Source organism: Chitinophaga sedimenti (genome assembly GCF_023156195.1).
Taxonomy (GTDB): domain Bacteria; phylum Bacteroidota; class Bacteroidia; order Chitinophagales; family Chitinophagaceae; genus Chitinophaga; species Chitinophaga sedimenti.
Genome location: NZ_JAKUKA010000001.1, coordinates 1547779 through 1571367, shown reverse-complemented (window position 1 = coordinate 1571367; position 23589 = coordinate 1547779). Strand labels below are relative to the sequence as shown.

Here is a 23589-nt window from a genome sequence, read left to right as displayed (position 1 = left end):
TATTTAACACATCTACAATGGTAGAGAACAAAACAGATATCCAGCCACAAGGTGCGGGTCAGGGTCCTAAGAAATCAAAGGAGTTTGATCTTGAAGCGTCTATGCATAACGCGGAAGATTTCTTTCAGAAAAACAAAAAAGTAATTACTTACGGCGTACTGGCCCTGGTAGTAGTAGTTGGCGGATTTTTCGCCTACAACCGTTTCGTAAAAGGCCCGAACGAATCTAAAGCCCGTGAAATGGCATTCCAGGCGCAGCGCTATTTCCGCGTGGATTCTTTCCGTCTGGCTTTGAACGGCGACGGTGCTGCTTATGGCCTGCTCGACGTAATCAAAAAATATGGCGGCACTAAAGCAGGCAACCTGGCCAAATACCAGGCTGGCGTGTCTTACGTGAAGCTCGGCGAATTCCAGAAAGGCATCGACCTGCTGAAAGAATTCAGCTCGAACGACCTCCTGGTACAGTCTATGGCGTACGGTATTACCGGTGATGCGTTCATGGAACTGGGCAAAGATGCCGAAGGTATCGAATACTACAAAAAAGCTGGTAACTACAACAACAACGAGCTCACCAGCCCGATTTACCTGATGCGCGCAGGCCTTGCACTGGAGAAATCCAATAAGAAAGACGAAGCGATCCAGATCTATAAAACGATCAAAGAAAAATACCCCATGTCTATCGAAGCCAGCAATGTAGATAAATACCTTGCTCGTTTAGGTGTGGTGACGGAGTAAGCGATTTAGGCAACGGTGCAAACCGTTGCAGGATTTAGTGATAAGAAATTTCTGGTATGTCTATACATAATCAAAGCGTACTGAATGATGCTGGCATTCTCCAACTGGAGAGTGCCAGTGTTGTTATGATCTATACGGAATGGAATGATTTCGTGACCAACGAGCTGGTGGCTGGCGCAACGCGCACCCTGGCCCGGTATAACATCAAAAAGACGGCTAAATACGTGGTGCCTGGCGCTTTTGAGCTGCCTTTTGCCTGCAAACAACTGTGGGAAAACACGCGTGGTACCGGCGAACAACCGAGCGCCATTATCGCCTTTGGATGTGTGATCCGTGGCGCTACCCCGCACTTCGACTACGTTTGTAAAGCCGTAACCGACGGTATTCTTCAGTTAAACCTGGAACTGCCCGTGCCGGTTATCTTTGGCGTATTAACCGTTGATAACGTAGAACAGGCGCAGGAAAGACTCGGCGGCGTACATGGCCACAAAGGCGACGAAGCGGCAGTTACCGCCCTCAAAATGATCGCCTACCAGCGCCAGTTAGCGAATAATCGCTAGTATTACTTATACACCAGGACAAAACCGACTCAAACCGCCCATGAACGTACAACTCTTCATACCATGTTTCGTGGACCAGCTTTTCCCGGAAACCGCCTTCAACATGGTGAAAGTACTGGAGAAACTGGGTTGTAACGTAAACTATAACCCCGAACAAACCTGCTGCGGACAACCCGCATTTAATGCCGGTTACCGCGATGAATGCAGGTCTGTAGCCACCAAATTTGTAAAAGATTTTCGTACATACGATTACATCGTGGCGCCCAGTGGCTCGTGCACAGGTTTTGTGCGCAACTACTACAGCAAGTTGTTCGACAACTCCGCTACCCACAATGATGTAAAACTGCTCAAAAAGAACCTGTTCGAATTCACGGAGTTCCTTACCGAAAAGCTGGGCGTAACGGATATAGGCGCCACACTTAATGGTGTAGGCACTTACCACGATGCCTGCGGCGCACTACGCGAATGCGGCATTAAGGCTGGTCCGCGTAAACTGCTGGAAAGCGTGAAGGGACTGGAGTTGCGGGAGATGACCGATTGTGAGACCTGCTGTGGTTTCGGCGGCACCTTCTCCGTTAAATTTGAACCGATATCGGTGGGCATGGGCGAACAGAAAGTACTGAACGCCATTGATGCCGGGGCAGATTACCTGATCAGCACCGACCTCAGTTGCCTGATGCACCTCGAAGGGTATATCAAAAAACATGGACATGCCATCAAGACCATGCACATTGCCGATGTGCTGGCCAGCGGGTGGTAATGCAAAAACTTTGTACAATGAATTACTGGCTTGTTAAATCAGAACCGTTTAAATACTCCTGGGACCAATTCGTGAAAGACGGCGTTACCTTCTGGGACGGCGTTCGCAATTACCAGGCGCGCAACAACCTGAAAGGCATGAAAAAAGGCGACCAGGTATTGTTTTACCACAGCAACGAAGGGCTGGCTATTGTAGGGATCGCAAAGGTAGCGAAGGAATATTACCAGGACCCGACCACCGAAGATGCCAACTGGGTGGTGGTAGACCTGAAGCCGGTCAAGCCATTCAAAACGCCGGTAACACTGGCGCAGATGAAGATCGAAAAACGCCTCGCCAACCTGTCGCTCATCCGCCAGGGAAGACTATCGGTATGTGCTGTAACGGAAGACGAATTCAACACCATCCTCGAAATGGGGGTATGCAATAATATTTCTTTAGTTGGATAGGGATGCCCGGTTGTGATACAGCCGGGCATTTTTTATGGAATTTATCCAGAACGGACATCCTCTGGCAAAACCGATTCGTTATGAACAAGAGATTTCTTTTTCCATAGCGATGTTATGAGCACCATCAACCTCACTTTTATGAAACCATCGCCGGCAGACCTACACCGGGCTTCTTTACGAACCTGGGCCGATCACTCCGTACGGGATGGAATAACGTACTGGATGTAGCGCTGGACATAATAGCCGCATGGCCTGCATGGCTGCTCGTGATGGCTGTTTTCTTTGCCGGACGGAGGATCTATAGAAGATTAAAAAAGATAAAACGGTGACAGCGTGATTGTCATTTTTTACGGTAAATTACGGTTATGAAACCCGTACTCGTAGTATTGACAGGCGCCGGCATCAGCGCGGAAAGCGGCCTCCGAACCTTCCGCGACAGTGATGGACTCTGGGAAGGACATGATGTGTATGAAGTGGCGTCGCCCGTTGGCTGGAACAAGAACCCGCAACTGGTGTTAGACTTTTATAACGTGCGCCGCCACGACGTTTGCAATGCACAACCCAACGCCGCACATGTCGGTTTAGCCGAACTGGAAGAACATTTCGACGTGCGCATTATCACGCAAAATATCGACGACCTGCACGAACGTGCAGGGTCTACCAATGTGCTGCACCTGCATGGCGAGATCTGTAAAATGCGCAGCGTACATGATGAAATAACAACCGTGCCGTACGTTAATGATATTCGTCTTGGCGACCTGGCGCCGGATGGCGGGCAATACCGGCCATTTATTGTGTGGTTCGGAGAAGCAGTGCCAATGATAGAAGTGGCCGCACAGGTAGCTGCGCAGGCTGATGTGTTCGCGGTGATCGGCACTTCATTGAATGTGTATCCCGCGGCAGGCTTAACAGATTTCGTTTCGGACGAAACGCCCAAGTTCGTGATTGATAAAAAGATCCCGCCGGTAAGTGGCCTGGTGAACGTACATAAAATAGAAAAACCGGCAACGGAAGGAGTGAGGGAGCTGATAACATTATTGACGAAGTAGACTTTGAATCGTCCTGAAAAAGTTGACGGTTAAAATATCATCCCAGTTGCTTTTTGCGGCTGGGATATTTTTTTGATGTACACTATCAGGCGTTCGATAGTTTAAAGATAGATGTGGTCTTTTGCTGTTGTATATAGCAATTGACTCATGCACCATTTTTACAGTATTGGAGCTGTTTACTCTTAGTTCATCAAGTAAAAACTCCTCCTTTATCGTTCTATTCATCCTTTCGGCGAGCGCATTCTCGTAAGGATCGCCGTTTTCGGTCATACTCATCTGTATATTATTGGCGAGGGCAATTCTAACGTACTCTTTACTACAATATTGTAATCCTCTGTCCGAATGATGCACCAGTGGATGCTTATAAATACGATTTCCAACCGCCATTTTTAACGCCGTGGCTATGGTGAGCGCCTCCATATTATCACTTATACTGTATCCAACGATCTTACGACTATAAGCATCTGTGATCATGTTCAGGTATAGATTTCCATCAAGTGTTTTCAAATAAGTAATATCTGTTACCCAAAGCTGCTCTGGCTTATTGATAGTCATTGATTTAGTAAGGTTTGGATACTTTCGCAGCCAATGCTTTGAGTTGGTCGTTTGAATATATCTCTTCCGAGGGCGGATCAATAAATGCTCTGCCTTCAAAAATTTAAACAGAACGTCTCGCCCAATTTTAATTGAATCCTTATGCAGCCATGGTTTAATTAAATTATACAGCTTACGTGTGCCCAATCTGGGCATACCAGCCCTGGTTTTCATCACCATCTCCCTAACCTGGCGTAGCTCCTGATATCTGTGAGCCCGATCAGTTTTGTGCTTGTAGTAGGCTTGTCGGCTGTATCCCAGCAGCTTACATACGCCATTTACCCCTAAGAGCGGGGCTTGGGCTTGCTGGACTGTTCGGGCATATACTTTTTTCGGATATCCGTTTTCAGCATATCGTTGGCTATATCAATAGCGGTATTAAGTACATGAACTTTTTCTTTCTCCCTGGCTAAAAGGGCTTCTAGTTCTTTAATACGTTGTTCAGGCGTCTTTTGTGTAGACATAGTTGGAAGTTCTTTCCAATCTAAGTTACTATGTTTTTTAAACCAATTTGCTATCGTACAATGTCCCTGAATCCCATACTTTCGATCAGCCTGGTCAAAATTGAGCTCTCCTCGTTCTATTTCACCAACTACCTGTAATTTAAAGGCTAAGCTATAACTCTTCTGCGTTCGCTTAAATCTAGTGAAATCATTGTTTCCCATAATAAGTTCGTTTTAAGTGTCAACTTATTTCAGGACGGAGCACTTATATAAAAAAGGCTGCCTATCCGGCAGCCTTTTCATTTCATAGTTCATTGTCTCAGGACAGAGTTCGTCATAGGAAAATATCTTCTACTCAAAACTCTCCTCGAACCTGATATCGTAATCTTCCAGTTCACGGAGAACAGGGTTGTATATTTCGGGCATCACTGGTATGTGAAGGCCTTTGAGTTCTATCTTTTCCGTTAACACCAGTTTCGCAAGAATGCCCATGGGCAGACCAACCGTTTTGGCCATGGCCGTTCTCAAACTATCTTCTCCCTGTGCAATCATGTAGCTGTGCAATTTCGTGGCCATATTCCGCCGCTCGAACTCTATTTCATGGAGCATCACGATCATGTCCTTATCGGCAGGCTCCATTTTCAGCTTTTCCTCCAGGATATGCTGCAGCAGGCTGGCGTTGGTTTGTAAACCTAAGTTAATCATTTCTCCGTTCATAATACCCAGGAATTTCAACTGCCTGATGAGCTTAGATTTACTGCTGACACCGAGGAACCGGGCCATATTTTCTTCGTTGCTCAGGTGTTTATCCAGCGGCAGGCGCTGCGCCGCCCAGCGGAAATAGGTCATGTTATCCGTATTGAAAGGGGCGTTTTCTTCGGTGAGACCGAGTTTCACGATCGCATTCCAGCCTTCGAGAAAATCCGGGTACCGCAATGTGGCTCGCATGAAGGTGGGTATATTTTCGAGATTATACGTATCCACATAATTGAGCGAGTCGCGGTTAGGGTAATAGGCGAGTTTGCCCACGCCCGGTATCATCACGGTTTTCACCTGGTCGAACAGCGATTCATAAGGCACTTCTTTTACCTTGCCCTTTTCACGATACACGGCGCCGGAGCTGCCAGCCATGACGATGTTGCGCGGGTTCCAGGAAATTTTGTAGTTCCATGGATTATCGTTGCTTTCCGGCGATACGAGGCCGCCGCAGTAAGACTTAAACGCGAAAATCTGCCCACCCTTTTTCTCGATGGAATGAATGAGTTTCATGGCAGACATGTGATCGATACCGGGATCGAGGCCCATTTCATACATGAACAGGAGGCCCGCGTCTTCGATCTCTTTTTCCAGCTTACGGATTTCCGGGTCGATGTAAGAGGCGGTGATAAGATGCTTGCCGAATTTGAGACAGTCGCGCGCAACAATAATATGCAGGGCAGGCGGCAATAACGAGAGAACAAGGTCCGATTCCGCTACCAGCGTTTGACGGGCTGCTTCATCCTCGATGTCGAGGGCCGCAGGTGTGGCATAGTAAGATTTTCCTATCTTGGATTTGATCAACGTTAGGTCATGGTCCGCTACTGTCACATGCCATTTCTGGCGTGGCGCGTTTGAGAGCAGGTAATCAATAAGGCATGTTGCTGATTTTCCGGCACCAAACAATAGAATTTGCTTCATAATTCAGGAAAATGGTTAAAAAAACTGTCGATGTAAGTCCAACTACTACACCTATACATTCGGAAGGCGCTCCGTTTTCGTTTTGCAATGTTAAAATATTTTTGCCTATTTTAATATTGATTTTCACATGGTTACAAACTTTCCCGCTGCTGTTCCGCGAATACGAACGCATTAACCTTAATGCGCATATTGAAAATTAACTGGAGATGATACGAATTTATCATTAAAATTTTAGATAATTGCAATCTTAAGTCAAAAAAGAGGTGAAAATTGTATCCAGATTTTATTAACATTGGGGGTAAACCCACGTTTAATACAGCATGAATAGGTTATATTTGCTCTTCTTTATTTACAGCTGAAAAACCTGTAAACCAATAAAATAATGATAGAAAATACGGAAAATCCACAGGAAGGTAGAATTGTTCAGATCAATATCGAGGAACAAATGAAAACGGCCTACATCGACTACTCTATGTCGGTGATCGTTGGCCGCGCTTTACCCGATGTGCGAGACGGGCTGAAACCTGTTCACCGCCGCGTTTTGTTCGGTATGAACGAACTGGGGAACAACAGTAACAAACCCTACAAAAAATCCGCGCGTGTCGTGGGTGAGGTAATGGGTAAGTTCCACCCTCACGGCGATGCGTCTATTTACGATACAATTGTGCGTATGGCGCAGCCCTGAGCTTGCGTTACATGCTGGTAGACGGCCAGGGTAACTTCGGTTCGGTGGATGGTGACATGCCGGCGGCCATGCGTTATACGGAGGTGCGTTTACGTAAGTTGGCCGAAGCGATGCTGGAAGACATCGATAAAGAAACGGTTGACTTTTCCCTCAACTTTGACGATACCCTGCAGGAGCCTACCGTGCTGCCTGCGCGTGTGCCTAACCTGCTGATCAACGGTGCTTCCGGTATCGCGGTAGGTATGGCCACCAACATCATGCCGCATAACCTGAGCGAAGTGGTGGATGGCTGTATTGCGTATATCGATAACCGTGATATTACCATCGAAGAACTGATCAAACATGTAAAAGCGCCTGACTTCCCGACAGGTGGTATCATTTACGGTTTCGACGGTGTTAAACAAGGTTTTGAAACCGGTCGTGGCCGCGTGGTGGTAAGAGGTAAAATTACTTCTGAAACAACGAAAGCCGGTCGCGAAAGACTGGTAATTTACGAACTGCCGTACCAGATCAATAAGGCCGTGCTGCACCAGAAAATTGCGCAGCTGGTCAACGATAAAATCATCGAAGGCATCACCGATGTACGCGATGAATCTGACCGCGAAGGTATGCGCCTGGTAATTGATCTTAAACGGGAGGCTATTCCGAACGTGATCATCAACCAGCTGTATAAATACTCTGAATTACAGACCTCTTACGGTATTAACAACGTAGCGCTGTCGAAAGGCCGCCCGAAAGTGTTTAACCTGAAAGAAATGATCTCCGAGTTCGTGGAATTCCGTCACGAAGTAGTGGTGCGAAGAACTAATTACGAACTGCGCGAGGCCGAGAAAAAGCACACATCTTAGCCGGTTACCTCATTGCCCTCGACCACCTGGACGAAGTGATCTCCCTGATCCGCAACTCCGCTACGCCGGACATCGCGAAAGAAGGTTTGATGAGCAACTTCGGCCTAACGGAAATCCAGTCTAAAGCCATCCTGGAACTGCGTCTGCAGAGATTAACAGGCATGGAGCGCGATAAGATCCGGGAAGAATATGACGAGATCATGAAACTGATCAGCCACCTGAAAGATATCCTGGCCGACGAAGGCCTGCGTTTCCAGATCATCAAAGACGAACTGGAAGATGTGAAGAAACGTTTCGGCGACGAGCGTAAAACAGAGATCCAGTACCGGCCAGCGAAATGCGTATTGAAGATATCATCGCGGAAGAAGACGTGGTAATTACCATTTCTCACCTCGGTTACATCAAACGTACTTCCGCTTATGATTACCGCCAGCAGAAACGCGGCGGCCGTGGCGCCATCGGGGGTAAAACCCGTGATGAGGATTACATCGAACACCTGTTCGTAGCCTCTACGCACCACACCATGCTCTTCTTTACAGAAAAAGGCCGCTGTTACTGGCTGAAAGTGTACGAAATTCTGAAGGCGAGAAGTCCGGTAAAGGTCGTGCGATCCAGAACCTGATTACCCTGCCTTCCGATGATAAAATCCGTACGATCATCGATATCAAAGACCTCCGGATAAGGACTTCATCAACAACAACTACATCTTGCTGTGTACTAAAAACGGTATCATTAAGAAAACGTTGGTGGAAGAGTTCTCCCGTCCGCGCCAGAACGGTGTTAACGCCATTACGATCAACGACGGCGACCAGCTGCTGGATGCCCGGCTGACGAATGGTAATATGGAAATGATGATGGCTATCCGCAGTGGCCGCGCCATCCGTTTCCCTGAAACAACCGTGCGTGAAACCGGCCGCGGCGCAATTGGCGTGCGTGGTATCGAGGTAGACAATGAGGCCGACGAGGTTGTTGGTATGATTTGTGTTAATAAGGAGGACGAAACGCGTACTGTACTGGTAGTTTCTGAGAAAGGTTTCGGTAAACGCACTAACATCGAAGAGTACCGTGTAACGAACCGTGGCGGTAAAGGGGTGAAAACCATTAGCGTAACGGAGAAAACAGGCAGCCTGATCGCTATCCTGACGTAACGGAGAAAGACGACCTGATGATCACTTGTAAATCCGGTATTACTATTCGCATGGCGGTGAAAGACATTCGTGAAGCAGGCCGCGCCACACAGGGCGTGCGTTTGATCCGGCTGGACGAAAGCGATGAAATTGCAGCGGTAGCAAGGATTGACGAGCAGGAAGAGCAACCGGAAGACCTGTTGGAAGGCGAGGGCGCCGAAGGTACAGCAGGCGAAGTAATTGCCAGCGGAGAGGAAAACACCGCAGGCGGCGAAGCCAGCGCAGAAGGGGAAGAAGAAGCCGCTCCTGCAGAAGAATAGCATCTTCAACAATGTTAATCATAATTTAAAAACCTGAGCCACATGAAAAAACTTATGTTGTCTTTTCTCTTTTGCTCGAGCGTAGCGACCGTAATGGCGCAAAAAGCAAAAGTGAGCAGCGCAGAAGAAAATTTAGGAAAGAAGGATTACGACAAAGCCAAAGCAGACATTGAAGCAGCTCTTCAGCACGATAAAACTAAAGATGATGCAAAAACCTTTTATGTAAAAGGCAAAATCTACGAGGCACTGGCTACGCAGAACAAAAGTCTGGCCGACGCGCTGACTGCCTACGACGCATATAAAACCGCGATCGAAAAAAATCCGAAAATGCCTGACATGTTGATGGAAATCAACGGCCGCATGTTTAACGTGTATGCTACTGTAGGTAATGCGGGTTATGGTAACCTGAACAGCCAGCAATGGGATTCCGCTTTTGTAAACTTCCAGAAAGCACAGGAAATCTCTACCTTCTACAATTCTAAAAACATGGCGGGCAATATCCCTACGGATACCTCCATGGTATTTTACACCGGTTACGCCGCTCAGCAGGCTGGTAAAAAGACGAAGCATTCACATTCCTGAAAAAGGCGGTGGACCTGAAGTTTGAAAAAGAACCAGCGCTGTACGTTTTGCTTGCTCAGCAATACGAAGAAAGAGGTGATAACGCGAACTGGCTGAAAACAATCGAAGACGCGAAAAAGACATTCCCTGCTGACAAACGTTTTAACGATATGGAGATGATCTATTACTCCAAAACCGGTAAAACTGCTGAACTGCTGGACATGCTCGAGAAGAAAGTAGCCGCTAATCCTACCGATTTCAACGCGACTCTCGACTATGCCATCCGTGTTGATAACGTAGCGAATCCCCGCAGCGAAAACGGTTCCGATTTGCCCAAACCAGCTAATTACGATGAGCTGATGAATAAGGCAGAAGCAGCTTACAAAAAAGCGCTGGAACTGAACGCTAACGATGCTACTGCTAACTTCCAGCTGGGTGCACTGTACTTTAACCGCGCGGTTGTGTTCAACAAAGAACTGAACGCACTGGACAGCAAATCACAGACCGGTCCTAAAGCGAAAGAACTGCAAGGTAAAGTGGAAGCCCTCATGGGCCAGTCACTCCCTTACTTCGAGAAAGCTGATGCAGTTTTCACCGCTAAAGGTGCTGCAAACCTGGAGCAAGGCGACAAAGACACTTACTATAACTGTCTGACTGCACTCTCTAAAATCTACGCGATTAAGAGCCAGACCGACAAAGTTGCAGAAGTAAAGAAGAAACTGGAAGGACTGCAGTAAGCAGTTGTCAAAATAATTCCGCAGAAGGGTGGTGCAGAAATGCATCACCCTTTTTGTTTACGCACGCCGTTATGCCAGGTTTCCAATTTTAACGACCCTATATACGTTACTTACTGCCGGGCTACAAATCGCTCGCTACTAATTGTTTGTGCATCCCCCTTTTTTAAATAGCAACACGAAGTACATATTTTACTGCTTTGAGCATCAGCACTTGGCATGAAATTGACGATTATCTTCACAAATACCCCTTCGGTTTAACCTATTTCATTAACTATCAAAAAACCTATTTTATGGCAACGAACCACGGGCATATACCACAGCAAACCCGCTCCAGCCGCTGGACGCCGGAGGATGAAAGTAATCGCAATAAAACTTCCGAAGAAACTTTTGATGATAACTTTGTAAGCGGATATGATGAAGATTATGAGGAAGATGAGGACCTGGATGAGAACATCATGCACAACCGCAGGGAAGCGGTTAAAAGTATGGGTGGCAGATCGCGTGCTAACAAAGTTACAGATCGTCGCGAGCGATCAGTAACCGGGGAAAAGAACCGCGAACAGGGCTATGCGCAACGTTCAGGCGCTGCCAGTCCTAAAGCACGTAAAGGTGACACAGAAAAGAAGTAAACGTTTTTAGTGTGTAGTTATAGTGTAAAATGGTTAATCGTGGTATATGCCATGGTTAACCATTCTTTTTATCGCTCAATTTTCTGTAAATTCGATATCCTGAAAACCAAAACATTAGCACGATGAAAGCCATAGCAGTAGCACATTTCGGCGATACTCCCATATTAATGGATTTGCCCAGGCCAGAACTGAAACCGGGATACGTTTTGATCCGCATTACCGCCGCAGCGGTGAATCCGTACGACTGGAAACTGGCCGATGGCATTATGAAAGATAGTATGCCGCATGTGTTTCCACTGATCATGGGCAACGATGGCTCGGGTATCGTGGAAGCCGTAGGAGGCGAAGTAACGCGATTTAAAAAGGGTGACAAAGTATACGGGCAATTCCTACATAAGCCAGTGGGAGAGGGCGCTTACGCGGAATATGTAGCAGTGCCTGAAAAGTCTGTAATAACGTTGGCGCCTCGAAATATCCCATTGGCCGATGCGGCTGCGGCGCCCACTGCTGGCATGACCGCGCTGCAATTAGTGGAGGCATCTGAACTTGGCAAAAACCAGGTGTTGTTGATCGTTGGCGGTACGGGTGGTGTTGGCTCATTTACCACGCAGGTGGCCGCCAGTAAAGGCATTCATGTGATTGCCACGGTATCGTCCGCGGAAGGTGCGGCACGCATGAAGGAGCTGGGCGCTAAAGAAACGATCGACTATACGAAGGCGCCGATTGACGAGCAGCTGAAACAATTACATCCTGGCGGGATTGACGCGCTGATCGATACGGTGAACGATAAAGCAAAGTTCGAAGCGCTCAGCGGGCAGGTGAAAAAAGGAAAAGTAGCGCTCACTACCAAATTTGTGACGAACGATTATTTCCTGAAAGACATGAAGCTGCACGGCGGTAATTTCGAAACGAAAGGCACCGTACAGTGCATGGAAGAACTAACGGCAATGATCGACAGCGGCATGATCATCGTTCCGGTAGAAAGCCGCATTCCGCTGGAAGAAGCGCCGGTCGCAGTGGCGCAGAGCCGAATGGGAAAGGGGAAGGGAAAAACGATTATCTTAATTCAATAATAGAAAGCGCCACTGGATACAGCGGCGCTTTTTTATTATCAGGAGCCTATTACAACATCTTCGTTTTTAGCATAACTGCTTGCTTCATTAAGCAGGCGCAGGTCCCGGTCTTCCAGTCGAATGGATGCGAACCCGGCCAGATCTTCCAACTGCTGAACGGAAGTAGCGCTTGCGATCGGCGCGGCGATGGACGGCTGTGCATTCAGCCACGCCAATGCGATCTGGGCCTGTGTGGCATTGTATTGCGCCGCTACCGTATCCAGCGCTTCCAGAATAAGTAACCCGCGATCGTCGAGGTACTTTTTGAGGCCCTGTCCGCGTACACTTTTGTTAAGATCAGCCGCCGTACGATATTTACCAGTAAGGAAACCGCTGGCCAGCGAGTAATAAGGAATTACCCCTAATCCATATTGCAGGCAGATGGGCTGAAACGCCTTCTCGAATCCTTCGCGCTCGTAAAGATTATATTGCGGCTGCAAACTCTCGTAACGCGGATAGCCATGTTGTTCGCTGGCCTGCAGCGACTGCAGCAGTCGTTCCGGCGTCATATTGGAAGCCCCGATGAAACGCACCTTCCCCGCCTTCACCAGTTCGGCGTAGGCTTCCGGGTTTCTTCCACCGGGGTGCTCATATCATCATAATGAGACTGGTATAAATCGATATAATCCGTCTGGAGCCGTTTTAAAGATGCTTCTACCTTTTGCAGGATGTACTTTTTCGATAGATCTTTCGGTTCCGGGCCAGCCTTGGAGCCCACTTTAGTGGCAATAATTACCTTATCGCGGTTACCACGTTGCGCCAGCCATTTGCCGATAATAGTCTCCGATTCGCCGCCCTGGCTGCCGGTTGCCCAGTATGAATAAACATCCGCCGTGTCGATAAACGTAAAACCATTAGCCACAAAGGCGTCCAGCAATTCAAAAGATCTCTTTTCGTCCGCCGTCCACCCAAATACATTGCCACCAAACACAAGCGGGGCAAAGGAGAGAGACGTGTTTCCCAATTTTTTCTTTTCCATAGATTCTTTTATTTAGACCGAAAATGCGTGCTGATCGCACAAATTTAGTACCATCCTTGTGTCAAAATTTGGCGGGATGAGAAATATCCGTACCTTTGTTCTGTAATAAAAAAAAATATTACAGTATGAATAACGGCAGGTTTGCCATATCAGTTCACATTTTAACCCTGCTCGCCAAAGCGGAAGGGGAGTTGGTGCCGTCTGACTACATTGCGGGCAGCATGAACATTAATCCCGTATTGGTGCGGAAGGAACTGGCCAGCCTGCGTAATTATGGTTTAGTGGAAAGCAAGGAAGGCAAAGGCGGCGGAAGCAGCCTGGCCAAACCGGCCACCAGCATCAGGATGTCGGACATTTATGATGCGGTGAAACCCGGGTCCCTGTTGGGTAAAAACCGGAATGAGCCAAACCCCGAGTGCACCGTGGGCAGGCAGATTAACGAACACCTTGATTCCCTGTATGCCGAGGCGGAAGCGTCGCTGCTGAAAAGCCTGGGCAAAAAGACCCTTGCCGATTTTGTACGGCAGTTTCACTAAGCTATTTTTTTGACCATAACTGTAACAATTTTTAGTACAGATTGTTAAACCAGTAACAAACACAAATCATGAAAATTGCATTAATAGGAGCTACCGGCTTCGTAGGCACCCAACTGCTGAAAGAATTACTGAACAGGGGCCACCTGGTGACCGCTATTGCCCGTAATACCACCAAACTGGCTGCACAAGATGGTCTGACCATTCAGCAGGCTGATATTTTTGATGTTGACGCGGCTGCTGCGATCTTCGCAGGCCACGACGTGGTACTGAGCTCGTATAACCCGGGCTGGACGAACCCCAACATTGAGCAGGAGTTCATTAAAGGTTCCGAAGCCATCCAGGCGGCGACAAAAAAGCCGGCGTCAAACGGTTGATCGTTATCGGCGGCGCAGGCAGCCTGTACGTGGGCGACACCCAGCTAATAGATACCCCGCAGTTTCCAAAAGAATACTATGCCGGCGCCAACGGTGCACGCAATTACCTGGATATACTGCGTAAAGAAAATGAATTAGACTGGACGTTCTTTAGTCCCGCTGTTGAAATGAACCACAGTGTTACAACGGGCCGTACCGGTAAATACCGCGTAGGTACCGAAAATCCAGTGTTCGACGAAAACGGCCGCAGCATTCTCTCTGCAGAAGATGTAGCGGTAGTACTGGCCGACGAAATAGAACAACCAAAATTCCTTAAAGCACGTTTCACCGCGGCTTACTAACTTTGCATTATCATCATGCAACTACACGAGTTTAAAAATATAACCGACACCTTTGACAGCACGGCGCAAATGCCGTTGCTGTTCATTGGTCACGGCTCGCCGATGAATGGCATCGAGGACAATACGTTTTCGCAAAGCTGGCGCCGCATGGGCGGGGAGATCGAGCAACCCACCGCGGTGCTGGTAATTTCCGCGCACTGGCTCACCCGTGGCACAAAGATTACGGCCATGCCGCATCCAAAAACGATTCACGACTTCGGCGGCTTTCCACAGGCGTTGTTCGATGTACAATATCCTGCTCCGGGCGATCCTGAACTGGCCAGGGAAACATCCCTGATGGTGAAAAGCACGCATGTGGACCTTGACCACGAATGGGGCCTGGATCATGGTACCTGGACGGTGGTGCGGCATATGTACCCGGAGGCGAATATCCCGGTTTTGCAGCTGAGCATTGACTACAGTAAACCCGCAGAATATCATTACCAACTGGCGAAAGAACTGGCGGCACTCCGCAGAAAAGGTGTGTTAATTATCGGCAGTGGCAATATGGTTCATAACCTGCGTATGATCGCCTGGGATAAGATGGATGCGCCCGAATACGGTTTTGACTGGGCGTTGGAAATGAACACGAAATTTAAACAGCTGATCACGAATGGCGATCACCAGCCGCTGATTCATTACGACCAAATGGGGCAGGCTGCCAAATTCGCTATACCGACACCTGACCATTATTACCCGCTGATGTACGTGCTTGGGCTCCAGGACAGCAGGGAACAAGCACAAATCTTTAACGATAAAGCGGTTATGGGTTCGCTTACCATGACTTCGGTGAAGATTGACCGGCTATGACACTATTTAACATAATATAAATTATAAGAGGAAATAGTAAATTTGAGGAGAAGGGGGATTATCGCTTGAAAAGCACGCTGGCAGGCTTGAATATAACAATGGCTGCCAATAAATGTTCACGCACTCGGAGCATAAAATATCCGCCAGGTGATCGAACTTGCGCAAAGATTAACTTTAAATAACTTCCGTCAACCACCAGGTAACACCTGTAGGATCCAGCACACCACCAGAACGCCCGTAAGACTGGTCACTCACTTCCATTACAGACCTGGCGCCGGCTGCCAGCGCCTTACGATATACTTCATCCACGCCATCCACGTATATGTAAAGCCCCGCGGTTTGCGCGCTGTATTGATCGGTGCTGTCCGCGAACATGATGGTCGCGGTACCGATTTTTACTTCGCCATGCATGATCTTCGAATCGTCCTCCGGACGACGATGCAGGTGTTTTTCTTCAGCACCTAATACGTTCTTCACGAAATCCGGGAATTTAGCGGCTCCGTCCAGGATGAGGTACGGAATCACGGTCTGGTGACCTTCGGGAATTTTGCTCATATTATGCGAGTTGTTGATTAAAAATCAGCGACAGCATCCGGTATAAATCCGGGTGTTCTTCCTTCATGCGCTCCGGCTGCTGGAAAAAATATTCAGCCGAAACGGCCAGGAATTCTCCATGATTCATGGCGCCGTAAGGATTGATATCTGAGTCGCCCTGTTCGATGCGATGAATTTCATGCTGCACAATCCGTTCCCATTCTTCCGTTTGTGTATGTCGCAAAAACTTCTCCGGAACGCCGTCTACAATACCGTCTGCTTTATCCAGCAGGTGAACAAATTCGTGTAAAGCGGTATTGTGCTTGCCGTGGCCGTCAAAAAAACCGGCACGCACGGCTGGCCTTGACAGTAACATTTGTCCGTTTAAAGCGCCGCTGCCCACCATGCCAGCGATAGGCCGGCGATCACCATCCAGGCGATATTCTTCGTCGAAAGCGCCCGGATACAGAATGATGTTTGTCAGATTAAAATATTTCCAGTTTGGAAAGCCGAACGACGGCATAACTGCAGCGGCGGCGATCAGCACGCTGTCCAGCGGTTCTACGGTAGTTCGGATCCCTTCGATATTGATCGTTTCCAGGAATTCTTTCACCTTCGCCGCGAAACGGCTCTTCTCCGGGTCGCTGAGGCGTTGGTAGTATGGAACGGTTTGCGCCAGTAATGCTACATAATTAGAAGGCACAGCCAATTGTTTTCGCTTTGCCTTACGCGAACGGCTTCTCCATAAAATGAATAAAATCAGTAAAACAACACCTGCTAAAAAATACTTCGGCTCCATGGGTTCAAATAAAAATTATAACAGGGGAGGCGCCCCTCTCCCGTTGGCTATGCATCCTTCTTACGGTCTGAATGGCCCAGACTTTTGTCCGGCGCCACGCGATCACGTACCAACTGTTTCAGTTCTGTAATTTCGGGGAAACGTCCCTCCCGCTTGCGATCGAACAGCATTTCGTCGTTCACGAATATTTGGTAACTGCCGGATATTTCAGCGGGCTTCAGGGTTACGCCACTGATATCTTCTTCAAATGTAGTCAGGAGTTCCTGCGCCATGTAAGCAGCGCGCAGCATCCAGCGGCATTTAGTACAGTATGAGATGGTAATACCTGGTTTCATACTTGTAAATGTAAGTCTAAACCATTGTATTAGCAAAGCGGAAGGCTGCGCTACGACAACCAGGGTTGCCGTGCACAGCCTTCTTTCTCGATTTGTTTTATACTTATCTTCTAGCCAGTCCGGAGATCAGTGAGATAAGGAATAATACTACAAACACAAAGAATAAAATCTTAGCGATGGAAACCGCGCCTGCGGCGATGCCACCGAATCCAAATATCGCAGCAATGATCGCAACGATAAAGAATATAACTGCCCAACGTAACATAATTATGAGGTTTTAAGGTGAAACAATGTGAACGTTTAATAGTCTATACCAGAATTTGCAAGGATCATTCCAAAACCACTCACCTCCTTCTAATGCATACAATATCAAACAGTTACACTCACCTCAAACCGTGGAATCATTGTACAGGAATGATGTTTTTTGTCAACAAAAAATGCGAAGGCCTTCGCCGCTTTCCGCGACAAAGGCCATGCATCTTGGGAATTATAAGCATTTGCTTAGGGACTACTATTCGCTAGTGCCCTGCTTTAATAAACATTTTCACGTATCTCAGACCATCTGCGTCTACTTTCAGGAAGTAACTTCCGCTTGCGAAGGTGGTCAGCTGAATATCCTGATACCAGCCGCCGCTCGTATCACCAACACGAATCATTTTCACTATCTGGCCATGCGAATTGAAAATAAAAATCCTCACGTTTTTCAATTCCTGGCTCTTATTCTTCAGTTCCACGCGGATGTGATCTGTCGCAGGGTTCGGATACATATGCACCCTGACAGGCTCATCTTCCGGTGCCCTTACGATTATTTTCACTACATCTGACGCGGTAGCGAACTTGTTATCTGTAACGGTGAGTTCGAATTGGTAAGTACCGGCTCTAGTCCAACCAGGTTCGGATTCGCAGTATTGTTGCCCACGATCGTACCTGCATTCGGGCCGGAAATTTTCTTCCAGCTGTAAGCGGTAATCGTACCGTCAGGGTCGTATGATGCTTCTCCACTCAACTCAAGGCTGGCCCTTGGCAGCGTTATCGTACGGTCTTCCCCGGCATTGGCAACTGGTTTAACGTTTGGTTCTGCCTGTACCGTAATGGTTACGCGATCTGAAGAAGATGCTCCGTTGTTGTCCACCACACTCAGTTCAAAGATGTAATCACCTTCGGTAAGGCCACTTACAGAAGTGTTAGCGGCATTGCTGTTTGCGATATTAGCCGGCGCACCATATACCTGCGTCCATTTGTAAGAAACGATGGTACCGTCCGTATCCATTGAACCGGAGCCGTTCAGCTGCGTTTCGCCGGCGGGCAGGGTAATGCTTACATCCGGACCAGCATTGGCGATCGGAGCTGCATTATTCATCGCCTGTACGGTTACAATGATATCGTCGAAGTTAGTGGCGCCTTTATCATCTGTAGCAGTTACAGTAAACATGTAAGTGCCTGCTACCAGGTTAGTCACCAGCGTTTTGGCGCTGCTGCCATTGGCAAATGCATAACCGCTCGGACCACTGGTTTTCTTCCAGGAATAGCTCACGATAGCGCCGTCAGGATCGTAAGACAGGCTGGCGTCCAGTGTTACAGAATTAGTAGGCAGGGTGATAGTGATATCCGGGCCTGCATATACTACCGGTTGTTTATTTGGCGCGGGATTCACGATCACGATAACGTTCGCAGTGGCAGTAAGACCGCCGTTGTCGGTTACAGTGAGTGTGAATACATAGGTACCTTCCGTCAAACCAGTCACGTTCGTCCCGAAGATGAAGTATTTGCAATAGTTCCTGCTGTAGGACCGCTTGTTTTTCTCCATTGGTAAGAAGCGATAGTACCATCTGTATCATAAGATGCAGAACCATCCAGCGAAACCGCATTGGAAGGCAGCGTAATAGTGATATCGCTGCCCGCGTTCGCGATCGGCTTCACATTAACCGCAGCCGTTTTCACGATTACTGTTACCTGCGCGGAAGCAGTCGCCCCGCTATTGTCAGTCACTGTTACTGCGTATACATAAGTACCTTCCACCAGGCCGGTGATAGTCGTTTTAGCATTAGCTGCATTGGTAATGGCGCCGCCGCTGGGACCTGATACTTTCACCCATGCATATTTGGTAATGGTGCCATCTGCGTCGGTAGAGCCGCTTGCGTCCAGTGCTGCGGAAGAAGCTGGCAGGGTGATAGTGATATCGTTACCTGCGCTTGCCACCGGCGCATTGTTAGCCACTGCTGGTTTTACGATAATGCTTACTTCGTCGAAGTGGGAAGCACCTTTGTCATCGGTTACGGTCAGGCGGTAAACATAAGTACCTTCAACGAGGCCGGTGATATTGGTTTTCACCACAGCCGGTGAAGCAATTGTGCCGCCGGTCGGACCGCTTACTTTGGTCCAGGCGTAGCTGGCGATGCTGCCGTCGCTGTCGGAAGAGTTACCGCCGTCCAGTGATACACTGTTGGCAGGCAGTACAATCGTTACATCATCACCTGCTCTGGCGGTCGGTGCTGCATTAACGCCGGCAGGATTTACAGTAACAATAACATCGTCGGAATGAGTAGCGCCTTTATCATCTGTAACAGTCAGGCGGAAGGTGTAGGTACCTTCTACCAGGCCAGTTACGCTTGTTTTTGCAGTTGTTGCGCTGGCGATAGTGCCGGCAGCCGGACCATTTACTTTGGTCCAGGCATATTTTGCAATCGTACCATCGCTATCTGTAGAGCCGCTACCATCGAGCGATACAGAGCTGGCTGGCAATGTAATCGCCATATCGCTGCCCGCTCTGGCAACCGGCGCTGCGTTAGCTACGGCGGCTTTCACGGTTACGATTACATCATCCGCATGAGTGGCGCCTTTATCGTCTGTAACGGTCAGTGTAAAGGTGTAAGTACCTTCCACCAGGCCGGTCACATTGGTTTTAGCGGTGGCCGCACTGGCGATAGTGCCGGCGGTCGGACCGCTCTTCTTCACCCATGCATATTTGGTGATAGTACCATCAGCATCGGTAGAAGTGCTGCCATCGAGTGCCACTGAATTAGTCGGCAGGGTGATGGTTACATCCGCACCGGCTTTTGCCACAGGAGCAACATTGCCGGCTTTCACGGTTACGATCACGTCATCGCTGTGCGTAGCGCCTTTGTCGTCGGTTACGGTCAGGGTGAAAGTGTAGACACCTTCTACCAGGCCGGTTACCGTCGTTTTAGCTGCGTTGGCAGTGGTAATTGTACCGCCGCCCGCTGCGGGCCCCGATTTCTTTACCCAGGCCCAGGTGGCAATCTTGCCATCACTATCTGTAGAACCGCTACCGTCGAGGGAAGCGGTGTTAGTTGGCAGGGTCACGGTAATATCCGCACCCGCATTGGAAGTGGGCGCTTTATTAGCCGGGGCAGTACCGCCGGTGAACTCGAACGCACCTGCATCGTAGGCTGCGCCGTAAGGACGGGCAGTGCCGTCAAAGTCGCGGGTTACACCATAGGCACTAACGTCCTGACCTTTATCGATGGCTACAGAGCCAGCCAGGAGATGAAAGTCGTTGGCGCCTGCAGCTACGAATTTAGCGTTGTTGATGTCCGGCTCATTAATATTATTAGCGGCCTTATAATCGATTGTCCTGTCCACTTCCAGGTAAGTTTTACCGGGAGCCACAATCAGGTTATTATAAAACAGGTTGCCTTTTGCAACAGTACCCTGAGAATTATAAAACATGATACCTGCACGTTTCGGCTTCACCACAGTGTTATTAAACACGTACACCTGGATCGGTTTGTACAGCTGCAGGGTTGGTTTATCGTCGATGAAGATCGCGTCCTGGCCTTCGGTAGTACCATCGTAACCAGCTTCGTTCACTACGTTGTTATATACATCGATGTGCGTGCTGCCGAATACCCGGATACCGTTACCGGTGCCTTTGCTGACGAGGTTGTCGTGAATGCTGCCCACACCTTCGCCACCGAAGATAATGCCCGCCTGTTGGCTGCCTTTATTTTCGATACCGTAATTCAAAATTTTGTTATGGTGGATTTCCAGTCCTTCCGGTACACCGGAAACCTGGATACCGTCCCAACCGGTACCGTCCGTAGTAACGTTGTATACCTGGCAGTTGTAGATCCTGGGAGGCGGCTGACTCATCGTAGTGCCGTTACAGGTAATAGTAACGCCGCTTTGAGAAGTGTGACCAATGTACATGCCCTCACCCAATACATCATGGATCCAGATGTCGTGGAACTTCAGGTTGCGTATCGCGAAGTTGGGGTACCAGGTTTCGGGATCACAATCCGGGTTGATTTTACACAACATGCCGGCTTCGGCTTTGGTAATTTCGAGGCGCTCCACTTCGTAATCAGTACAACCTTTACCAGCAGAGAAACCACTCGGAATATACTTGCTGCCGCCATTGGCTTTAAAGCCATATTTGTCGCCGGTACCACTACCGGTCAACTTAAAGTATTTCACATTACGGAAGCTGAACCCGCGGTCGCCACCGTCGCCGGACTCCACTACACCACCGCAGTTGATGAACACCAGTGGTTTTTGAGCAGAACCAGTTGCGTTGAAGAATTCAATGTACGTGTACTTACCGGATTTAATACAAATGGTATCGCCGGGTTGCAGGCCTTTACCACTCAGATCCATCCAAACACCGCCTTCCGCGTTAGGTGTTACGGTCAGTTTACAGTTACAGTCGCCGGGAGCAGGTGCTGCTGCAACATTCACGGTCACATTTGCTTCGGAAGTACCGGCTGCATTGGTGACAACGAGTTTGTACACGTAAGTACCTGCCTGCAGGGCGCTTACCCCCGTGGTAGCTGAACCGGAAGCGGTAATAGTACCGCCCGTAGGACCAGACACCTTTGTCCACGCATAACTGGAAGCGCCCGTAGAGGAGCTGCCATCCAATGTAGCCGATGTGGTGGGCAGGTTAATGTTGATACTGGTGCTCGCCACTTTCGCTACCGGTGCAGTAGCGGCAGCAGCATTAACCGTTACGGTCACGGTGGAAGAGTTAGTCAATCCGCCCGCGTCAGTAACGGTCAGCTGGAACGTGTAAGTTCCTGCAGCCAGACCGGTTACAGTGGTTTTAGCGGCGTTGGCGGTACTGATAGCAGCCGTGCCACCGCTTATTTTTGTCCAGGCATAACTGGAGATAGCGCCTTCCGCATCTGTGGAAGCCGAACCATCAAGTGTTATAGAGCTCGTAGGAAGTGTAATAGTGATTGGAGCACCCGCATTTGCTACCGGGGCAGTATTGCTGGCGCTTCTTACCGTGATGATTACATCATCGCTGGCAGTGCCGCCGCTGTTATCTTTAACGGTTAGCGTAAAAACATAAGTACCGGCTGTAGTAAGGCCGGTAACAGTTGTTTTAGCAGCATTAGAAGTCGTGATTGTGCCAACAGCAGGACCGGATTTTTTGGTCCAGGAATATGTAGCGATGGTACCATCTGCATCTTTTGAAGCCGAACCGTCCAGGCTAACCGTCGCGGTAGGCAGGGTGATTGTTGCATCGCTGCCGGCGTTGGCGGTGGGCAGCGTATTGGTGGGTGTGCCTACATCTGTACGGGCGTATTGCAACATCCATTCGTACATGTTAGGCGTATTATACTTGTTATCGGTCGCAAACGCCTGATCCCAGTACGAACCGGAGTGGCCTGCCCCCTGTGTAATTACCGAAGTGGCTTTCACAGGCGGATTACAATTATTGATCAGGGTAAGATACTTATCAACCAGATAGTAAAACTGGTCACCCGTACCGCAATAGGTACGCAGTTTCACGTCATATGTGGCGATGTTGCAGATCGTAGATTCATAATCGATACCCGCGGCAGATACCGGCGCGATAGCAGCGATCTTTTTCGCGTACTCCGGTTTGGCGGCCGGATAGTTCCAGGTGGCATAACCACCGGCACTGAGCCCGGTAAGGTAGATACGACTTTCATCTACACGGTAAGCCTTTTTGATGCCTTCCAATACACTGTTAAGGTTATCGGCGTTCATCCATCCACCTTTCGCCTGCGGCGATACAACAATGAACTTAAAAAGCTTACCATTGACAGTGTATTGCATTTTGGCGCCATTGGCGATCAACTTAGGCAAGCCATTTTTCAACACGTCCGTCAGCGGACCGTCCCCCTCTCCGACACCATGAAAGAAAAGTAGAAGTGGATAACGCTCGGTAGTCGAGCTGTAATCGTCTGGCAAGTGTAACCAGGCATCAGTATTGCCGATTTTAATGGCAGTCTGGCTTCCCTGCGCCATCGCGGCACGCGGCTGCAGAATATGCAGCATGATCATGCAAAAGATACCGGCACGTACCTTTGGCAATAGTTGCAGTAGGTTCTTCACAAAAGGTCAAAATTTTAATGATGGTTAAAAGTTCAAGCCTATACTTCCACTGTTGTCGTCTTTTATTCGGTCTAATTTGAACTATTGCAAAGTTAACATAGAAGTGCAAATTTTTGTAGAAAAACAAATATAAATTTTTATATAATTTATCGAATATTAATATTCATAACATGATATTAATCATCCTATTAATTATTTCACTCATTAAATTTATCTGTAAAATGTCTTTTGTG

General features: G+C 48.5%; 29 protein-coding genes and 1 pseudogene. 18 read left to right on the top strand and 12 right to left on the bottom strand.

Features of this window, described 5'->3' with window-relative positions; translation table 11 throughout:
- Positions 1 to 17: 17 nt before the first annotated feature.
- From MKQ70_RS08940 to MKQ70_RS08920, 5 genes are all read left to right on the top strand, one after another.
- Positions 18 to 734, top strand: coding sequence for a tetratricopeptide repeat protein (locus MKQ70_RS08940; RefSeq protein ID WP_248070034.1), 717 nt, complete (start codon positions 18 to 20; stop codon positions 732 to 734).
- 56 nt (positions 735 to 790) lie between these two features.
- A complete protein-coding gene (ribH, locus tag MKQ70_RS08935) occupies positions 791 to 1294 on the top strand; it encodes a 6,7-dimethyl-8-ribityllumazine synthase (protein WP_248070033.1) in 504 nt (167 codons plus the stop codon).
- Positions 1295 to 1334: 40 nt separating this feature from the next.
- The gene (locus MKQ70_RS08930; RefSeq protein ID WP_248070031.1) at positions 1335 to 2054 is read left to right on the top strand and encodes a (Fe-S)-binding protein; all 720 of its coding nucleotides are present in this window, start codon (positions 1335 to 1337) and stop codon (positions 2052 to 2054) included.
- Positions 2055 to 2071: 17 nt separating this feature from the next.
- Entirely contained in the window at positions 2072 to 2500 is a 429-nt protein-coding gene (locus MKQ70_RS08925; RefSeq protein WP_248070029.1) for an EVE domain-containing protein, read from the top strand.
- 365 nt (positions 2501 to 2865) lie between these two features.
- Positions 2866 to 3549 carry a Sir2 family NAD-dependent protein deacetylase gene (locus tag MKQ70_RS08920; RefSeq protein WP_248070028.1) on the top strand — a complete coding sequence of 228 codons (684 nt, stop codon included), beginning with the start codon at positions 2866 to 2868 and terminating at the stop codon, positions 3547 to 3549.
- On the opposite strand, the gene MKQ70_RS08915 is transcribed toward MKQ70_RS08920, so the two are convergent.
- The 3 genes from MKQ70_RS08915 to MKQ70_RS08905 all read right to left on the bottom strand — a co-directional run bounded on the left by MKQ70_RS08915 (position 3535) and on the right by MKQ70_RS08905 (position 6263).
- Complete coding sequence (locus MKQ70_RS08915; protein WP_248081180.1) at positions 3535 to 4404, bottom strand: IS3 family transposase; 870 nt, start codon at positions 4402 to 4404, stop codon at positions 3535 to 3537. The genes MKQ70_RS08920 and MKQ70_RS08915 overlap by 15 nt on opposite strands.
- A 23-nt stretch (positions 4405 to 4427) precedes the next feature.
- Positions 4428 to 4808: a hypothetical protein gene (locus tag MKQ70_RS08910; protein ID WP_248070026.1), complete on the bottom strand. Its 381-nt coding sequence runs from the start codon at positions 4806 to 4808 to the stop codon at positions 4428 to 4430.
- Positions 4809 to 4937: 129 nt separating this feature from the next.
- Positions 4938 to 6263 carry a saccharopine dehydrogenase C-terminal domain-containing protein gene (locus MKQ70_RS08905; protein WP_248070025.1) on the bottom strand — a complete coding sequence of 442 codons (1326 nt, stop codon included), beginning with the start codon at positions 6261 to 6263 and terminating at the stop codon, positions 4938 to 4940.
- Between the two features lie 382 nt (positions 6264 to 6645).
- On the opposite strand from MKQ70_RS08905, the gene MKQ70_RS38025 reads away from it, so the two are divergent.
- From MKQ70_RS38025 to MKQ70_RS08860, 9 genes and pseudogenes are all read left to right on the top strand, one after another.
- The gene (locus tag MKQ70_RS38025; protein WP_282456296.1) at positions 6646 to 6948 is read left to right on the top strand and encodes a DNA gyrase subunit A; all 303 of its coding nucleotides are present in this window, start codon (positions 6646 to 6648) and stop codon (positions 6946 to 6948) included.
- An 11-nt stretch (positions 6949 to 6959) separates the two neighbouring features.
- Positions 6960 to 8173, top strand: a pseudogene (locus MKQ70_RS08900) (DNA gyrase subunit A).
- The gene (locus MKQ70_RS08890; protein WP_248070021.1) at positions 8134 to 8418 is read left to right on the top strand and encodes a DNA gyrase C-terminal beta-propeller domain-containing protein; all 285 of its coding nucleotides are present in this window, start codon (positions 8134 to 8136) and stop codon (positions 8416 to 8418) included. The pseudogene MKQ70_RS08900 and the gene MKQ70_RS08890 overlap by 40 nt, the downstream one beginning before the upstream one ends.
- An 85-nt stretch (positions 8419 to 8503) precedes the next feature.
- On the top strand, positions 8504 to 8944 hold the full coding sequence (locus MKQ70_RS08885) for a DNA gyrase C-terminal beta-propeller domain-containing protein (RefSeq protein WP_248070019.1): 441 nt from the start codon (positions 8504 to 8506) through the stop codon (positions 8942 to 8944).
- Positions 8945 to 8961: 17 nt separating this feature from the next.
- Positions 8962 to 9243, top strand: coding sequence for a DNA gyrase C-terminal beta-propeller domain-containing protein (locus MKQ70_RS08880; protein WP_248070017.1), 282 nt, complete (start codon positions 8962 to 8964; stop codon positions 9241 to 9243).
- 42 nt (positions 9244 to 9285) lie between these two features.
- Complete coding sequence (locus MKQ70_RS08875; RefSeq protein WP_248070015.1) at positions 9286 to 9825, top strand: tetratricopeptide repeat protein; 540 nt, start codon at positions 9286 to 9288, stop codon at positions 9823 to 9825.
- Positions 9826 to 9833: 8 nt separating this feature from the next.
- Positions 9834 to 10541 carry a tetratricopeptide repeat protein gene (locus MKQ70_RS08870; protein ID WP_248070012.1) on the top strand — a complete coding sequence of 236 codons (708 nt, stop codon included), beginning with the start codon at positions 9834 to 9836 and terminating at the stop codon, positions 10539 to 10541.
- Positions 10542 to 10831: 290 nt separating this feature from the next.
- The gene (locus MKQ70_RS08865) at positions 10832 to 11170 is read left to right on the top strand and encodes a hypothetical protein (RefSeq protein WP_248070010.1); all 339 of its coding nucleotides are present in this window, start codon (positions 10832 to 10834) and stop codon (positions 11168 to 11170) included.
- 122 nt (positions 11171 to 11292) lie between these two features.
- Complete coding sequence (locus tag MKQ70_RS08860; protein ID WP_248070008.1) at positions 11293 to 12243, top strand: NADP-dependent oxidoreductase; 951 nt, start codon at positions 11293 to 11295, stop codon at positions 12241 to 12243.
- Between the two features lie 38 nt (positions 12244 to 12281).
- On the opposite strand, the gene MKQ70_RS38020 is transcribed toward MKQ70_RS08860, so the two are convergent.
- Positions 12282 to 12830, bottom strand: coding sequence for an aldo/keto reductase (locus MKQ70_RS38020; RefSeq protein WP_308198972.1), 549 nt, complete (start codon positions 12828 to 12830; stop codon positions 12282 to 12284).
- On the bottom strand, positions 12827 to 13261 hold the full coding sequence (locus tag MKQ70_RS38015; RefSeq protein ID WP_282456292.1) for an aldo/keto reductase: 435 nt from the start codon (positions 13259 to 13261) through the stop codon (positions 12827 to 12829). Before MKQ70_RS38015 ends, MKQ70_RS38020 begins: the two co-directional genes overlap by 4 nt.
- A 125-nt stretch (positions 13262 to 13386) precedes the next feature.
- On the opposite strand from MKQ70_RS38015, the gene MKQ70_RS08850 reads away from it, so the two are divergent.
- The 4 genes from MKQ70_RS08850 (at position 13387) to ygiD (ending at position 15361) form a co-directional block, all read left to right on the top strand.
- The gene (locus tag MKQ70_RS08850) at positions 13387 to 13797 is read left to right on the top strand and encodes an Rrf2 family transcriptional regulator (RefSeq protein ID WP_248070006.1); all 411 of its coding nucleotides are present in this window, start codon (positions 13387 to 13389) and stop codon (positions 13795 to 13797) included.
- 68 nt (positions 13798 to 13865) lie between these two features.
- Positions 13866 to 14171: an NAD(P)-dependent oxidoreductase gene (locus tag MKQ70_RS38010; protein WP_282456291.1), complete on the top strand. Its 306-nt coding sequence runs from the start codon at positions 13866 to 13868 to the stop codon at positions 14169 to 14171.
- On the top strand, positions 14168 to 14512 hold the full coding sequence (locus tag MKQ70_RS38005) for an NAD(P)-dependent oxidoreductase (protein ID WP_282456290.1): 345 nt from the start codon (positions 14168 to 14170) through the stop codon (positions 14510 to 14512). Before MKQ70_RS38010 ends, MKQ70_RS38005 begins: the two co-directional genes overlap by 4 nt.
- Before the next feature lie 15 nt (positions 14513 to 14527).
- The gene (ygiD, locus tag MKQ70_RS08840) at positions 14528 to 15361 is read left to right on the top strand and encodes a 4,5-DOPA-extradiol-dioxygenase (protein ID WP_248070003.1); all 834 of its coding nucleotides are present in this window, start codon (positions 14528 to 14530) and stop codon (positions 15359 to 15361) included.
- A 174-nt stretch (positions 15362 to 15535) separates the two neighbouring features.
- On the opposite strand, the gene MKQ70_RS08835 is transcribed toward ygiD, so the two are convergent.
- The 7 genes from MKQ70_RS08835 to MKQ70_RS08805 form a co-directional block, all read right to left on the bottom strand.
- Complete coding sequence (locus MKQ70_RS08835; protein WP_248070001.1) at positions 15536 to 15916, bottom strand: VOC family protein; 381 nt, start codon at positions 15914 to 15916, stop codon at positions 15536 to 15538.
- A 1-nt stretch (position 15917) separates the two neighbouring features.
- On the bottom strand, positions 15918 to 16694 hold the full coding sequence (locus MKQ70_RS08830) for a M90 family metallopeptidase (protein WP_282456289.1): 777 nt from the start codon (positions 16692 to 16694) through the stop codon (positions 15918 to 15920).
- A gap of 47 nt (positions 16695 to 16741) precedes the next feature.
- Positions 16742 to 17029 (bottom strand): Rdx family protein, encoded by a 288-nt coding sequence (locus MKQ70_RS08825; protein WP_282456288.1) that lies wholly within the window; start codon positions 17027 to 17029, stop codon positions 16742 to 16744.
- 103 nt (positions 17030 to 17132) lie between these two features.
- Positions 17133 to 17294 (bottom strand): DUF1328 domain-containing protein, encoded by a 162-nt coding sequence (locus MKQ70_RS08820; protein WP_244837831.1) that lies wholly within the window; start codon positions 17292 to 17294, stop codon positions 17133 to 17135.
- Between the two features lie 253 nt (positions 17295 to 17547).
- Entirely contained in the window at positions 17548 to 17844 is a 297-nt protein-coding gene (locus MKQ70_RS08815) for a T9SS type A sorting domain-containing protein (protein ID WP_248069995.1), read from the bottom strand.
- A complete protein-coding gene (locus tag MKQ70_RS08810) occupies positions 17844 to 18836 on the bottom strand; it encodes a PKD domain-containing protein (protein ID WP_248069993.1) in 993 nt (330 codons plus the stop codon). The genes MKQ70_RS08815 and MKQ70_RS08810 overlap by 1 nt, the downstream gene beginning before the upstream one ends.
- Complete coding sequence (locus MKQ70_RS08805; RefSeq protein ID WP_248069991.1) at positions 18770 to 23356, bottom strand: PKD domain-containing protein; 4587 nt, start codon at positions 23354 to 23356, stop codon at positions 18770 to 18772. The genes MKQ70_RS08810 and MKQ70_RS08805 overlap by 67 nt, the downstream gene beginning before the upstream one ends.
- Between the last annotated feature and the right edge of the window lie 233 nt (positions 23357 to 23589).